Source organism: Streptomyces fildesensis (genome assembly GCF_016107395.1).
In the GTDB taxonomy this organism is placed as follows: domain Bacteria; phylum Actinomycetota; class Actinomycetes; order Streptomycetales; family Streptomycetaceae; genus Actinacidiphila; species Actinacidiphila fildesensis.
Map to the genome: position 1 here is coordinate 1 of NZ_JAAIKO010000082.1, position 13,615 is coordinate 13,615.

The window sequence follows — 13,615 nt, forward strand, 5'->3', positions numbered from 1 at the left end:
ATGAAGCCGAAGCCCTTTTCCGCGTTGAACCACTTCACGGTGCCAGTAGCCATGTGTGTCTCCTTAAGACAAGGCAGAACCGGAACCCGCACTGTGCGGAGTCCGCGTCGCCGCGATGAGCCCATCCGGAGATGACCGGCCAAACAAAAAATGCACCCGCGGGTCACGCCCGTCGAGTGCACACAAAGTTCATGGGTACCACAACTGCAACTGGCATAAAGATAGCACAGACGGTGCCTCGGTGCGGGTTCCCCTTCCTTCAGTCGGTCCTTCCTGAACGGGACTTGATGTGGGACTCTGGGCTATACCACCACCCCCCCTTCCTTGCTGAGGCACTATGCGCTGCATCATCGCCGGCTTCCCGTTCGACCTGATGAAGAGCGAGGTGCTGCACAAGATGCAGGGCATCAAGCCAGAACCGGTCACCGGAGAATCCGTGATCATCAGTCGCCGCACCTACCCCGTCAAGCAGGTCGGCCAGATCCTCACCCGACAGGACCGGCGTGACTTCACCGCCGAACAGATCACCCGGGCCATGAACCGACTCGGCTTCACCTGCCGTCCCGCGCCCGCCGCTGTCACGGCCCCGGTCAGCACGGTCCCGGCCGCCACGGAGCCGAGCCCGGACGAGCCCGAGGCAGCGATGCCGGGCAGTCACCACGCCTACAGCTGACCGGCGACACGCCCCCAGGTCGACGTTTCCACGGCCCCAGGTCGGCCGGGCTCCCGGAAGACGGCGCTGCACCGCCACGGTCGTGGCGGTGCAGCGTGAGCCGGAAGCCGGGCACACGGGTCTAGCGAAGTTGCTGCCGGACCCGGGCGGCTGATCGGTGCAGCCGGACCGCCGCAGCCACCGGAAGGGGCACTGCCGCCAGCAGGGCGGCCATCAACGCGACCGGAGTCAGACCGCCGCTTGCCACGGAGAAGACGACGGCGAGTACGGGGACGGCGATGACCGGCGAGAGCATGAGCAGCGTCGCCTGCCGCTTCTCCCGTCGTACCCACTGCGGGGACTTCCACAGCCGTACGAGTGCGGCGATCATGGCGGCCAGTGCGAAGAACGGTCCGATCACCGGAATGAGTGAGGCCGGAAGCGCGACGACGATCAGACACAGGGTGACCGCGGTGCGCCTGCCGCTCTCCGGTACAGGGCCGCTGCCGGCCTCCTCGGCCAGGGCGGCCGCGACGACCTCCCCGGGCGTCCCCAGCTGGTCCAGGACTCGGCGCACACTGCCCTCGTCGACGGTGTCGGCGTCCGCCAGCGCCACTTCGATGTGCTCCCGCAGATCTGCCAGCAGCTCCTGGCGGCGGACGTCGGGAAGCGCCACGACCCCTTGTCCGACCGAGGACAGATAGGCCTGCACGAGGGGGTGGGCGAGAGTGTCGTTCACGTCGTCTCTCCGGGGGTGAGGAAGTGGTCGACGGCGGTGCGGAAAGAGGGCCAGTTCGCGGTGAACTCCTCCAGCGCGCTGCGGCCGGCGTCGGTCAGTGTGTAGTACCTGCGCGGCGGCCCGTTCTCGGATTCCTGCAGGTGGGTGTCGGCGAGTCCGGTGCGCCGAAGGCGCGACAGCAGGGGGTAGATCGTGCCCTGGCTGGTCGCCATGACGTCGACCCGGGCAAGCTCCGCCAACAGCTCCACCCCGTAGCGGGGGCCGTCCCGGAGCAGCGCCAGGACGCAGTACTCCAGCACCCCTTTACGGAGCTGACTCGCCACTCGGCCGTCTGCTCCAGGGATGCTTGCATAACCATCTACCATGCAAAGCATGCTACCAGGTGGCCCGTACCGCCATGACGGACAGCGCAACATCAGGCCGACGCGTCAGCCGGCGGTCCAGCCCGGGATCATGGGCAGCAGCCTTGCTATTCGGGCAGTGGACGGTCGTCGACGACGCCCTTCATGACGAGGGTGGACGTCAGTCGCTGGACGCCCGGCAGAGTGGCCAGTCGCTGGTCGTAGAGCTGCTGGTAGGCGGCCAGGACGGCGGTGGCCACGCGCAGGAGGTAGTCGGGTTCTCTGAAGAGGCGCTGGGCTTGGATCACATGCGGGACGGCGGGCTGCGCGAGCGGTCGGTCGGTCGTCCCCGCGGTTGCCGGGCTGATAGCCGGATACGCCGGATACACCCTGCTCGCCGTGGCCGGTCCGGTGGTGATCGTGGCCGCCTCGGCCGGGCTGCTCACCGCGCTGACCATGCTCGGGGCCGGCTATCTGATGTGGCTCGGCTGGGGCGTACCGGCCCGGCCTGCCGCCCTGACACCGTCCACCGAGCCCGTGGCCGCCTCGCGCCGGCAGATCATGCTGAAGGGCGCCGGGATCAGTGGTCTGAACCCCAAGGCGCTGCTGCTGTACTTCTCGCTGTTCCCGCAGTTCATCGACCCTGCGGCGGGCTGGCCCGTCGCCGCGCAGACCGGCCTGTTCGGGACGCTCCACATGACCCTGTGCGCTGTCGTCTACCTCGCCGTCGGCGTGCTGGCGCGTACCGTGCTGAAGACGCGGCCCTCCGCGGCCCGCGCGGTCACCCGCGCCTCCGGTGCCATGGTGATCGTCATCGGCGGGTGCCTCCTCGCCGAGGGACTGATCGGCTGACCGGTCCCGCACAATCCCCACCGGATCAACGCCCGTTGAACGCCATGTCCGTTGAACGCCGTGAGTGACCCAGCAGCACGGCTGCTTCCACGCCGGAGCCACCAGCGCTGCCGCGGACAGCGCCGGTGGCTACGCGGCATTCACTCTGTTCCCCGAGGACACCTCGGTGCTCACGGTCGAATACAGGATCAACCCGCTGGCACCGGCCGTCGGCGAGCACCTTGAGGCCGTTGGGACGGTTCTCAGGTCGTGACGGATCCTGACCGTGTGCCAGTTGGAGGTGTTCGGCGTCCAGGGGGGCGAGCGGACGCTCGTCGCGAACGGTCAGCAGACCCTGATCTGCATCAACAGGCCAGACCACTGATCGTGGTTCAGCGGCCGCACAGGGCCGTGTCCACGACGCTCTCCACGTGCTTCATGGCTGCCTCGTCGGTCGGCTGAATGGTCACCGCGACGTTGGCGGCGCGGCCCTTGCTGGTGACGCCGCCCCGGGTCTCGTACCCCGGGAAGCTGCCGCCGTGGCCCCAGTAGACACCGCCGCACGACAACGGTGTGCTCACGAGCCCCAGTCCGTAGCGGGCGCCGGAGGCGAAGGGGTATCCGGCCGGGACCGTGGTACGCATCTGGGCGAGCTGGGCCGGAGGGAGGAGGCGGCCGCCCAGGAGCGCGGTGAAGAACCCGTTGAGGTCGGAGTTCGTGGAGATCATCCCACCTGCCGACCAGGCCCAGGACGGATCCATCTCCGTGACGTCGACCAGCGGCGCGCCCGCTGCATCCTGGTAGTAACCCTTGGGATGGGGTTCTCGGATGGTGGCGTCACCCGGGGCCGGGAAGTAGGTGTGACGCAGCCCGATCTCCTTGATGATGCGCTGGTCTATCTCCTCGGCGATGGAGCGGCCGGTGACCTTCTGGACGAGCAGGCCGGCCAGCACGTAGTTCGTGTTGCTGTACGCCCACTTCTTCCCGGGGTCGAAGTCGGCCTTGTGCTGGAGGGCGAGGTCGAGGAGTTCGCGCGGCTCGAAGTACCGGACGTCGTCGCCGAGGTAGTTGGTGTAGTTGGGAAGTCCGCTGGTCTGCTGGAGGATCTGGCGGACGGTGATACGGCGTCCGTCGATGCCCTCCCCGCGTACGAGGCCCGGCAGGTAGGTGTCGACCTTGGCGTCGAGGCGGATCTTCCCTTCGCCGACCAGTTGCAGCACGACCACCGCGGTGAACACCTTGGTGTTGCTGCCGATCCGCACCTGCCCGTCGACGGGCACCTCGGATCCGCTGGCCACATCGCCGACCCCCGCGGTGTAGGTGCGGGTGTGACCCCAACGGTCCTGGACGCTCGCGAGTGCGGCGGGCAGTCCATCGGAGTGCACCAGCGCGTTCAGACCCTGCTGGACGCTGTCCGAGCGGCCTGAGGCAACAGTGTCCGGCCTGCCGGAGGCATACGCCGCGGGCGGCGCCAGGGCACCCATCGCCATGACACCCACGACCACCGCGGCGGCGGCCGCCACGACTCTGCGCCGACCCTCCTGCGGTCGCCCGGAAGAACGGAACTTCTGCCATGTCTGCTCGCTCACGCGCCAACTCCTGGGGAATCACTGGGACCAGTTGTGTGTACCGGTCCAGCATTTCCGGAAGCGACCGCCCGGACGATCCTGCTAACTGCCCAGCTCAGGTAGGGCTAGCCCCCGGTACGACCGGTCAGCGCGCCGGATCGAACGCCTGCCGATACCGGTACGGAGTGGTCTGGTTGATCCGGGTGAAGTGCACGCGGAGGCTCTGCGCCGAACCGAAGCCGCATCGTTCGGCGACGCGGTCGACGGTGTCGTTCGTGGTCTCCAGCAAGTCGCGGGCGCGGGCGACGCGTTCGTGCACGAGCCATTGCAGAGGCGTGGTTCCGGTACTGGCGCGGAAGTGGCGCAGGAAACTGCGTTTGCTCATCGCCGCCCGCAGGGCCAGCTCGTCGATCGTCAGCGGGCGGTGGAGCTGAGTGCGCGCCCAGTCGAGCACCGGGGCCAGACTGGTCGACTCGCCGGCCGGCACCGGCTGGTCGATGTACTGGGCCTGGCCGCCTTCGCGGTGCGGCGGGATGACCATGCGGCGGGCGAGAGTGTTGGCTACGCGACTGCCGTGGTCGAGCCGAACGAGGTGCAGGCACAGATCCAGTCCCGCGCACTCACCCGCGGAGGTGAAGATCCGCTCGTCCTCGGTGTAGAGCACATTCGGGTCCAGCTTCACCGCCGGCCACCGTTGGGTGAGTTCGGCGGCGTACATCCAGTGGGTGGTGGCGCGGCGGCCGTCGAGCAGACCCGCTGCTGCCAGGGTGAACGCTCCGGTGCAGATGGACGCGATCCTGGCCCCTCGCGCGTAGGCCTTGCGCAGAGCTCCCAGCAGCTCCGGCGGCGGATCGCCCTGCAGGTCGGCGCAGGCCGGGACGATCACGGTGTCGGCCCGCTCCAGCTCCGCGAGATCCGCACCGTCGAACGACAGCCCCTCCGCCGTGCGAACCGGACGGTCGCTCACCATCGCGCACAGCGTCACTTCGTACCAGGGGACGGGAAAGTCCTGTCGGGGACGGCCGAACACCTCGAACGCGACAGCGGCCTCGAACACCGGGACGTTCGCGGTGAGCGGCACGACGATGCGGTGGGGCTTCTGCATGGCACGAATCTAGCATCATGTGGCGTTCTTGCCACTGCCGCAGGGGATGCGACGAGACCAGGATGGTGTCCAGCGGTCGGCGAGCGAACCGTTCCATCCACACCATGACCAGGAGTTCCGCCATGACATCGAATCCGACGGTCACCGTCTTCGGGGCCTACGGGCACACCGGGCGCTTCGTCGTTGCTGAGCTGCTCCGCCGTGGATGGACCCCCATCCTCTCCGGCCGGGACGCCGGGAAGCTGGCGGTTCTCGCGGCCGACAACCACGACCTCGAGACCCGCCCGGCGTCGATCGACGACCCGGCTTCCTTGGACCGCGCTCTCGTCGGTGCGGCGGCCGTCATCAACGCTGCCGGGCCCTTCGCCGCCACGGCGACGCCGGTGATAGACGCCGCCCTGCGGGCCGGGATCCCCTACCTGGACGTGGCGGCCGAGGTGGAAGTCGCTCTGTCCACCGTCGACCAGTACGCGAAGGCCGCACCGGAGGCGGGGGTCGCGATCGTTCCCGCAGCTGCCTTCTACGGCGGTCTCGTCGACCTCCTGGCCACTGCGGCGATGGGAGACTGGCCCGCCGCGGACGAGGTATCCATCGCCTATGCCCTGGACAGTTGGCGTCCCACGCACGGGACCGTGGCGACCGGCTACGTCTCCGACGCGCGCCGCGACAGCAAGCGCCTGGTCTTCAGCCAGGGCCGGCTGGAACTGCGCTCCGACGACCCCGCGACCACGGAATGGACGTTCCCCGAACCGTTCGGAACCCAGCGCGTCCAGGCGGACTTCACCACCGCGGACAGCGTCACCCTCCCGCATCACCTGAACGTCTCCGAGATCAGCAGCCATATGACGATCGCCCCGCTCGAGGACCTGACCGGTACCCAGCTGACGGAGCCGACCGGGGTCCGGTCGGACCAGCAGTTCCTCGTCGAGGTCATCGTCCGGTCCGGGGACGAGCGGCGCCGCGCGGTCGCGCGCGGACAGGACATCTACGCGGTCACCGCCCCCATCGTGGTGGAAGCGACGCGGCGCCTCCTCGAAAGCCCCGTGCCGCCCGTCGGAGTCATCACCGTCGGCGCGATCCCCGACGCGGCGGACTTCCTGCAGTCGCTCAGCTCGGAACACTTCACCGTCGAGCTCTCGTAACCCGTCAGCGGCTGCGAAGCCGGCTGTGACGGGAGCGTGGTGCGGCGGGTGTGTCGTAGGCGTCCTGGAGAATCCTGGAAACACATCTGTTCTCACTTGGAGTTGCGATGGCCGTTCGCCGAGTCGTGCCCAACGTCCAGTCGGAAGCGGTGCCGGAGAGCCGGGAATTCTACGGCCTGCTGGGCTTCGAGGAGGTCATGAACCACGGCTGGATCATGACGCTCGCCTCCCCGTCCAGTCCGGCGGCGCAGATCAGCTTCATGGCCGACGACAAGACCGCGCCGGTGACGCCCGACATGAGTGTCGAAGTGGACGACGTGGACGCGGCCTACGCGGTCATGCGGGACAGCGGTGCGGAGATCGTGCACCCCTTGCAGGACGAGGAGTGGGGGGTGCGTCGGTTCTTCGTCCGTGACCCCAACGGCCGGGTGGTCAACGTGCTGGGCCACCGCTGACGATCCTCCCGAGACCACGTCGGCCGGCCCCGGCCGTCGTGGGTGAACGGGTGGGCGAAACGAAAGGGCCGCACGTCCCGGCGTCGGGACGTGCGGCCCTTTCGTTTCGCCCACCCGTTCACGCAGTCTTCGCCATGAGGTCGTCGCCCGGGCCCCGTCGTGCACGAGTCTTTCGCCTAGCGTGCTCAGCGATCACCCGACGAAACGCCCGCGGAGACCTCCATGTGCAGTCCGCTCCACCAGCCCGACGGTGCCCTCCCGACCGGAGCCAGCCGTCGTACGTTCCTCCGTGTCACCGGACTCACAGGTGCCGCCGCGGCCGCAGCGGCCGGAGGGCTCACCACCGCCGCTTCCGCGGCCGCCCTGCCCCGACAGGAGACGGCTGACAACGTTGCCAATCGGAGTCCCGACCCCGACAGCCCCCGCTTCACGCTGGTCGTCATGCCGGACACCCAGTACCTCTTCGACGGCGCCAGCATCAACGCCGCGCCCGTCGAGGCGTCCCTGCGCTACATCCTCGACCACGGACGCGACGAGAACATCGCCTTCCTGTCCCACCTGGGCGATCTCACCGAGCACGGACTCAAGGAGGAGTTCGGGCCGCTGAGCAAGGCCTTCGAGCTGCTCGACCGGCGGCGCGTCGGTTACAGCGTCCTGGCGGGCAACCACGACATCAACTCGTCGACCGACGACCAGCGCGGCCCCACCCCCTATCTGGACGCCTTCGGCCCGCGGCGCCTGCGCAAGCTGCCCACCTTCGGCGGAGCGACACCCGACGGCTACAACACGTACCACCTCTTCCGCGCCGCGGGCCGTGAGTGGCTGGTCCTCGCGCTCGACTGGCGGCCGTCAGCCGCCGGACTCGCCTGGGCCCAGGACGTCATCCGGAAGCACCCGAGGAGGCCGGTCATCCTCACCACCCACGAGCTCGTGTACGCCGACCGGGACGGCGACGAGGCCGACTTCTCCGAGCACGGCCGGCACCTGTGGGACGAACTGATCGCCGGGAACGACCAGATCTTCCTGACCCTGAACGGTCACTACTGGCCCGCCGCCCGCACCACGCGAAAGAACGCGGCGGGCCATGACGTGCATCTGCACATCACCAACTACCAGAACCGCTACTACGGCGGCAGCGCGATGATCCGCCTCTACCGCTTCGACCTCGCCAGGAACACCATCGACGTGGAGACCGTCTCCCCATGGATCCTCGGCCGCGCGGGCGAGGGGCTCAACGAGCTGGAGCGCCGCGAGATCGAGCTCACGGGGCCGCAGGACAGCTTCTCCGTGCCGCTGGACTTCGAGCAGCGCTTCGCCGGCTTCGCACCCGTCACCCCGCGCGGCCCCCGCCCCGCCGCGCAGCTGCTGGTGCCCGGCGCCGTCGCGTACTGGCGGTTCGACGGCCCGCACTCGGACGGCGCCCCGGCCGACGCCGCCCTGCGGGTCGACGACCTGTCCGGTCACGGCAACCACCTGACCCGGGGGCCCGTTCCCGGCTCGCCGGCGGACGCCCTGCGCTGGTCCGCCGACCACCACCCCGACCAGCCGGGCCACGGCAGCCTCTACTTCGACGGCGGCAAGCCCCCGCTGCACGGCGCGTATCTGCAGACCGCCAAGGACGCCCCGCTCAACAGCAAGACCTTCCGCACCGGCTACACCGTCGAAGCCTTCGTGAAGCTCCCCGCCGACTGGGACGCCGGCCACCACGCGTGGGCCTCGATCCTCAGCCGCCGCGGCACCCTCGGCGCCGCCGGAAAGACCGCAGGCGACCCGGAAGAGCCCGTCGCCACCCTGTCCCTGTCCGACGGGCCGGGCCTCCAGTGGGCGGCCGCGCCGCTCGACCAGCCCGGCCTGGTCACCAACTGGAGCCACGAGCTGGCGCGGGGCACCTGGTGGCATGTCGCTGTCGTCAACGACGGCAGGCACACCACCTTGTACGTCGACGGCTGCCGGGTCGCCCGCAACCCCGCGACGCGTACCAACGGTCTCGCGACGCTCGGACTGCCCTGGCTGCTCGGCGCCTACGAGTACGGGGGCGTCCTCGACCAGCTGATGCACGGCTGGATCGGGGACATCAGGATCACCGAACGCGCGCTGCCCGTGCGCGACTTCATGAACTCCTGACCGGACCCCACCCACTTCGCCACCTGGCAGCACCACCTCACAGCACCACCGCCGATATGGCACCACCCCTCAAGGAGACACCTCATGGCGCGATCGAATCAGCCGCTCCCGACTTGGGCGGACCCCGACGTACCGGTCGGCTCGCTCGACCCGCAGGGACTCTCGCGCCGCCGGCTGCTCCGCAGCGCCGGCCTGTTCGGCGCGGCCTTCGCCGGGGCCGGCCTGCTCGCTCCGACCGCGGCCGAAGCGCACACCGACGGCGGCGGGGACCCGGACCTCGCCTATCTCGTCGGTGACCACCATGTGCACTCGGTCTACAGCCACGACGCGAAGTACACCTTCTCCCAGCTGGCGCGGGCCGCCTCCCAGTACGGCCTCGACTGGATGGTCCTCACCGAGCACAGCAACTTCGGACACGCCAGGGCCGGCGGCGCCCAGGCCGAGCACCGCGAGATCCTCAAGGCCCGCCGCGACAACCGGCGCACACTGATCTTCCAGGGCCTCGAGTGGTACATCCCCGGCGCCGAGCACGGCACCGTCTTCTCACCGCCCGGACGCCACGAGGTCGACCTGCTGACGCGCTTCGAGGAGGCCTTCGACGGCAAACTCCTCGGCTACACCGCGGGCGCGCCGGGCCACCCCGACACCCCGCGCAACGAAGCCCACGCCGTCAAGGCCATCAAGTGGCTCGAGCAGCAGCGCCGCAGCGGCTACGTCGACGACGTCCTCGTCCTCGCCAACCACCCGCTGCGCCTGGGAATCGACTCTCCGCACGAGATGCGCGCCTGGCGCGACGCGGCTCCGGGGATCATGATCGGCATGGAGGGCGCGCCCGGCGCCCAGTGCGCCGCCATGCCGGAGCGCGGCTCGACCAGCCACCGCGGCGAGTACGACAACTCCCCGTCCGAGAACTCCTGGCCCGGCTATCCTCGCGAGGCCTATCAGACGTACGGCGGCTTCGACTGGGCGACCGCGACGGTCGGCGGCCTGTGGGACGCCATGCTCGCCGAGGGCAAGCTCTTCTCGGTCACCTCCAACTCCGACGTGCACCGGGTCACGTTCGACACCTGGAAGAACGGCGACTGGCTGCCCGGCCAGAACTTCGACAACACCGGACGGCTCCCGGACCCGGTCAACACCACGGAGCCGCAGCCCGGCAGCGACTTCTGGCCCGGCCAGTTCAGCCGTACCCACGTCGGCGTCACCCACTACGGCTACCGGCACGTGATGGCCGGGATGCGGGCGGGCCGCGTCTGGGTCGACCACGGCCAGCTCGTCGACGGCATCGACGTCCGGGTGAACAGGGAGCACGGCTCCGGCCGTGGTGTCACTCTCGGCGGCCGGCTGCGGGTGCGCCGCGGCGAGAGGATCGTCCTCAATGTCACCGTCACCACCGCCTCACGCCCCAACCACCACGGCGAAGTGCCGGGCCTGGCCCACCTGGATGTGATCCGCGGCGCCGTCCGCGGCCCGGTCGCCGACCGCGACGCGTGGCGCGCACCCGACACCCGGGTCGTGCACAGCGCCGACGTCTCGGGCCGCAGGGGCCGCTACACCCTGCGCATCCCCCTGGGCCACGCCGAGGAGTCGTCCTACCTGCGGCTGCGCGGCAGCGACGGCAAGCGCAACGGCCCCGGGCTGCTGGGCGCGTCGATCGACCCGCACGGCCCGATCACCCATGAGCCGGGCAACGGCGACCCGTGGCTGGACACCTGGCTCTACACCAACCCGGTCTTCGTGGACGTCGTGCGCTGACCGTTCACTGGACGTGATCCTGGCCGACGAAGGGAGCCGCAGCCGCCGCTAGAGGAGCGGCTGCGGCTCGGCCGCCGCCTTCGCATCGTGGGCACACCGCGCGGCCTCGATCTCCCCGAGGTGCTCCTGCGACCAGTCCCCGATGGCCAGGGCCAACCGTGCCGCCTCGCCGCCGAGTCGAGTGAGTGAGTACTCGACGCGAGGCGGCACGGTGGGGTAGACCTCGCGGCGAACGAGGCCGTCGCGCTCCAGCGAGCGCAAGGTCTGCGCGAGCATCTTCTGTGTGACGGTGCCGAGTTGCCGCCGCATCTCGTTGAACCGCATCGGCGCGTCGTGCCTGCGCAGCAGGATGAGCGTGAAGAAGACCCACTTGTTGGCGAGGAGCTCGATGACGGTACGGGCCGGGCAGTCGGCCTGGTAGATGGGGAGTCCGACCGACGGAGTGGTATCCATGAGGTACCTAGGTACCAAGAAAGTGCCTTCTTCACAAGAGATACCACTCGTACGCAGGATGTTCCTTGGAACCGATCACTCTCTTCCGCAAGGAGCAAGCCATGCGTGCCATCCGTTACGAGTCCTTCGGCGGTCCCGAAGTCCTCCGGCTCGTCGAGCTGGAGCGCCCGGTACCCGGCCCCGGCGAGGTCCTGGTCCGCGTGCGCGCAGCCGGTGTGAACCCGGTCGACTGGAAGGTCCGCCAGGGCATCCTCGACAAGTGGGGACAGCCGCCGATCACCCCCGGCTTCGACGTGTCGGGCGAGATCGCCGAGGTCGGTCCCGGTGTGACCGGGTTCCGGCGCGGCGACGAGGTCTTCGCCGCCCTCTCCAGCCCGAACGGCGCCTACGCCGAGTACACGGTCGCACCCACTCCCGCGCTCGCCCTCAAGCCCGCGTCCCTCGACCACATCACCGCCGCCGCACTGCCCATCGCTGGGCTGACGGCCTGGCAGGCGGTGGTGCACGTGGCCGAACTCAAGCCCGGTCAGCGCATCTTGGTGCACGCCGCGTCCGGCGGCGTGGGCCACCTCGCCGTACAGATCGCCAAGGCGCACGGCGCGTACGTCATCGGCACCGCGAGTGGCCCAGGGCACGCGCTGCTGCGCTCGCTCGGCGCGGACGAGCTCATCGACTACCGCGAGGCCGACTTCGCCGCGACCGTCCGCGGCGTCGACGTCGTCCTCGACTCGATGAACGACGACTACGGCCCCCGCTCGCTGGAGACCCTGCGCCCGGGTGGCCTCCTGCTGGCCGTCAACGGCACCGGAGCCGACGAGCGGGTCACCCCGCAGTCCGCCGCGGCCCGCGGCCTGCGCTACGAACTCTTCGGCATGACACCCTCCGGCGCCGATCTCGCCGAGCTCGGCGAACTCGCGGCGGCGGGCACCGTACGCGTTCAGATCGCCGAGGCCCTGCCCCTCGAGGAGGCCGCCCGGGCCCAGGAGCTGAGCGCGTCCGGCCGGGTACGCGGGAAGATCGTCCTCACCATCGCGTAGCGCCGGCGCCGCTCCCCCGGCCGCACACCGGCTTCACCGTGCGCGCTGCCGCGCGGCGTCAGAGATCCCCGTCGAACGCGGGCTGACACTGCCTGCTCGCCGGGTGCGCTTCGCAATGCGCGCCCCGCGCCTGCCAGGTCACGACCAGGGCGGCGACGAGCGCGGCGAGCGCGCAGGCATGGACGACACTCCCCCACAAGGCCATCCGGCAGCCCGTCCATCGACGGCATGCCGATGCCCCACGTAAGCAGCACGGCCAGAGCGGCACGATCACCAGCACGGTCAGCACGGCGCCTCCTGCGGACAAGTCAACAGGGTCGGTCGGGCGAGCGGTAGTGCGGAGCCAGTGGCATCGGAAAGCCTGCAGAATGGATCAATGGCCGTGATTCCGGGGATCGTTGCGTCACCGGTGCCCACCGCGGGCGGAGTCGTCAGGTGCGGCGTCGGCGCGTGTGTGGTCGGGTCGCCGCCGTAGCGAGGGCGAGCGTGCTTTCTGGCGCTGGCAGACGGCGCCGCCGACGCTGGATGCCGCGGCCAGGATGATCGCGATGTGATCGGCGAAGTGCGGCCCCGGCAGCGGGATCTCGAAGTCGGGGTTGTCGGCGTAGCCGGCCGCGACGGCGCTGGGGACGTACTCCATCACCGCGGTCACGACTTCGGTTCTGGAACGGTCGGCCGGGCTCAGGAGCCGGCCCAGGATACGCAGGACGGTCGGGGTGCTGGAGTCGAGGTCGAGGTTGTCGGCCGGGTCCGTGTAGCCGGGAAGGTTGACCTTTTCCGGCGCCGGCTGGGTGTCGATACCGGTCTGCTCACCCCACCATGCGGCGGCGTGGGTCTCCCCCAGGGCGAGGTGGTGCAGGTACAGGCAGTACGAGGCGACGTCGTCGCCGGCCCCGGCGGCGTACTGCCACCAGAAGCGGGCACCGTCCTCGGAGTCGGCCAGATGCAGGATGCAGCCCAGGACCCGGGCACCGCGCGGCTCCGGCAGCTGCTCGGTGACGAAGTCGCTCAGCGACGTCGCGGCGGTCTGGGTCACGACGGTCTCGCAGAGCGTCTGCAGATCGTAGGCCGCGTCCCGCCCGGGAGGGTTCTCGTTGAAGGGGCTCGACGACGGCCAGGACAGAACGTCGTGCGAACCGGCCGAGGTGTAGACGTCCTCGTACGTCACGACGTCGTGCGGAATCCCGGGCTCCGTCATCAGGAGCGCGCGGGCGAGGAGTTGATCGATCGACGTCATAGGGAAGCGCCTCCCGGGCGGTCGTGGAGGTTGAGGGTCTCGGTCAGCGTGCGTTTGGCGTGCCGGTCGTCGGAGCGCGCCGAGGCCAGCGGAACGCCCAGCACCTCGGCCGCGACGGTGGTGTCCATGCCGCACAGGTAGCGCAGGATCGTTACGTCCATCTGGTTGTCCGGCAG

At 69.8% G+C, this 13,615-nt stretch carries 14 protein-coding genes and 3 pseudogenes; 8 read left to right on the forward strand and 9 right to left on the reverse strand.

Annotated features, from left to right (window positions below; all coding sequences use genetic code 11):
- Window positions 1-337 precede the first annotated feature (337 nt).
- Window positions 338-673, forward strand: coding sequence for an SCO5918 family protein (locus C6N31_RS41205; RefSeq protein WP_138359507.1), 336 nt, complete (start codon window positions 338-340; stop codon window positions 671-673).
- A gap of 121 nt (window positions 674-794) precedes the next feature.
- Here C6N31_RS41205 and C6N31_RS41210 read toward each other — a convergent pair whose 3' ends face one another.
- From C6N31_RS41210 to C6N31_RS41220, 3 genes and pseudogenes are all read right to left on the reverse strand, one after another.
- Entirely contained in the window at window positions 795-1,391 is a 597-nt protein-coding gene (locus C6N31_RS41210; protein ID WP_198359532.1) for an HAAS signaling domain-containing protein, read from the reverse strand.
- Window positions 1,388-1,756: a PadR family transcriptional regulator gene (locus C6N31_RS41215; protein WP_138359503.1), complete on the reverse strand. Its 369-nt coding sequence runs from the start codon at window positions 1,754-1,756 to the stop codon at window positions 1,388-1,390. Before C6N31_RS41215 ends, C6N31_RS41210 begins: the two co-directional genes overlap by 4 nt.
- Before the next feature lie 104 nt (window positions 1,757-1,860).
- Window positions 1,861-2,049: pseudogene (locus C6N31_RS41220) on the reverse strand (Lrp/AsnC ligand binding domain-containing protein); the annotation flags it as partial.
- A gap of 49 nt (window positions 2,050-2,098) precedes the next feature.
- On the opposite strand from C6N31_RS41220, the gene C6N31_RS41225 reads away from it, so the two are divergent.
- Window positions 2,099-2,584, forward strand: coding sequence for a LysE family translocator (locus C6N31_RS41225; protein WP_307811606.1), 486 nt, complete (start codon window positions 2,099-2,101; stop codon window positions 2,582-2,584).
- 64 nt (window positions 2,585-2,648) lie between these two features.
- Window positions 2,649-2,948: pseudogene (locus C6N31_RS41230) on the forward strand (PaaI family thioesterase); the annotation flags it as partial.
- Window positions 2,949-2,955: 7 nt separating this feature from the next.
- Here the strand turns inward: C6N31_RS41230 and C6N31_RS41235 are convergent.
- Together C6N31_RS41235 and C6N31_RS41240 are read right to left on the reverse strand one after the other, a co-directional pair.
- Complete coding sequence (locus C6N31_RS41235; protein WP_307811605.1) at window positions 2,956-4,152, reverse strand: serine hydrolase domain-containing protein; 1,197 nt, start codon at window positions 4,150-4,152, stop codon at window positions 2,956-2,958.
- Between the two features lie 124 nt (window positions 4,153-4,276).
- On the reverse strand, window positions 4,277-5,236 hold the full coding sequence (locus tag C6N31_RS41240) for a helix-turn-helix domain-containing protein (RefSeq protein WP_198359533.1): 960 nt from the start codon (window positions 5,234-5,236) through the stop codon (window positions 4,277-4,279).
- Window positions 5,237-5,358: 122 nt separating this feature from the next.
- Between C6N31_RS41240 and C6N31_RS41245 the strand changes: the two genes are divergently transcribed.
- From C6N31_RS41245 to C6N31_RS41260, 4 genes are all read left to right on the forward strand, one after another.
- Window positions 5,359-6,378 carry a saccharopine dehydrogenase family protein gene (locus C6N31_RS41245; protein ID WP_198359534.1) on the forward strand — a complete coding sequence of 340 codons (1,020 nt, stop codon included), beginning with the start codon at window positions 5,359-5,361 and terminating at the stop codon, window positions 6,376-6,378.
- Window positions 6,379-6,485: 107 nt separating this feature from the next.
- The gene (locus C6N31_RS41250) at window positions 6,486-6,833 is read left to right on the forward strand and encodes a VOC family protein (protein WP_138355435.1); all 348 of its coding nucleotides are present in this window, start codon (window positions 6,486-6,488) and stop codon (window positions 6,831-6,833) included.
- 222 nt (window positions 6,834-7,055) lie between these two features.
- Window positions 7,056-8,957, forward strand: coding sequence for a LamG-like jellyroll fold domain-containing protein (locus C6N31_RS41255; RefSeq protein WP_138355434.1), 1,902 nt, complete (start codon window positions 7,056-7,058; stop codon window positions 8,955-8,957).
- A gap of 84 nt (window positions 8,958-9,041) precedes the next feature.
- Window positions 9,042-10,712: a PHP domain-containing protein gene (locus C6N31_RS41260; RefSeq protein WP_138355433.1), complete on the forward strand. Its 1,671-nt coding sequence runs from the start codon at window positions 9,042-9,044 to the stop codon at window positions 10,710-10,712.
- 48 nt (window positions 10,713-10,760) lie between these two features.
- Here the strand turns inward: C6N31_RS41260 and C6N31_RS41265 are convergent, their stop codons facing one another.
- The gene (locus C6N31_RS41265; protein ID WP_198359535.1) at window positions 10,761-11,165 is read right to left on the reverse strand and encodes a winged helix-turn-helix transcriptional regulator; all 405 of its coding nucleotides are present in this window, start codon (window positions 11,163-11,165) and stop codon (window positions 10,761-10,763) included.
- A gap of 101 nt (window positions 11,166-11,266) precedes the next feature.
- On the opposite strand from C6N31_RS41265, the gene C6N31_RS41270 reads away from it, so the two are divergent.
- Window positions 11,267-12,202: an NADP-dependent oxidoreductase gene (locus C6N31_RS41270; RefSeq protein WP_198359536.1), complete on the forward strand. Its 936-nt coding sequence runs from the start codon at window positions 11,267-11,269 to the stop codon at window positions 12,200-12,202.
- A gap of 58 nt (window positions 12,203-12,260) precedes the next feature.
- On the opposite strand, the gene C6N31_RS41275 is transcribed toward C6N31_RS41270, so the two are convergent.
- From C6N31_RS41275 to C6N31_RS41285, 3 genes and pseudogenes are all read right to left on the reverse strand, one after another.
- Window positions 12,261-12,491: a hypothetical protein gene (locus tag C6N31_RS41275; protein ID WP_138355430.1), complete on the reverse strand. Its 231-nt coding sequence runs from the start codon at window positions 12,489-12,491 to the stop codon at window positions 12,261-12,263.
- A gap of 114 nt (window positions 12,492-12,605) precedes the next feature.
- Complete coding sequence (locus C6N31_RS41280) at window positions 12,606-13,439, reverse strand: hypothetical protein (RefSeq protein ID WP_138355429.1); 834 nt, start codon at window positions 13,437-13,439, stop codon at window positions 12,606-12,608.
- A pseudogene (locus C6N31_RS41285) lies at window positions 13,436-13,615 on the reverse strand (RNA polymerase subunit sigma); the annotation flags it as partial. The gene C6N31_RS41280 and the pseudogene C6N31_RS41285, both read right to left, overlap by 4 nt.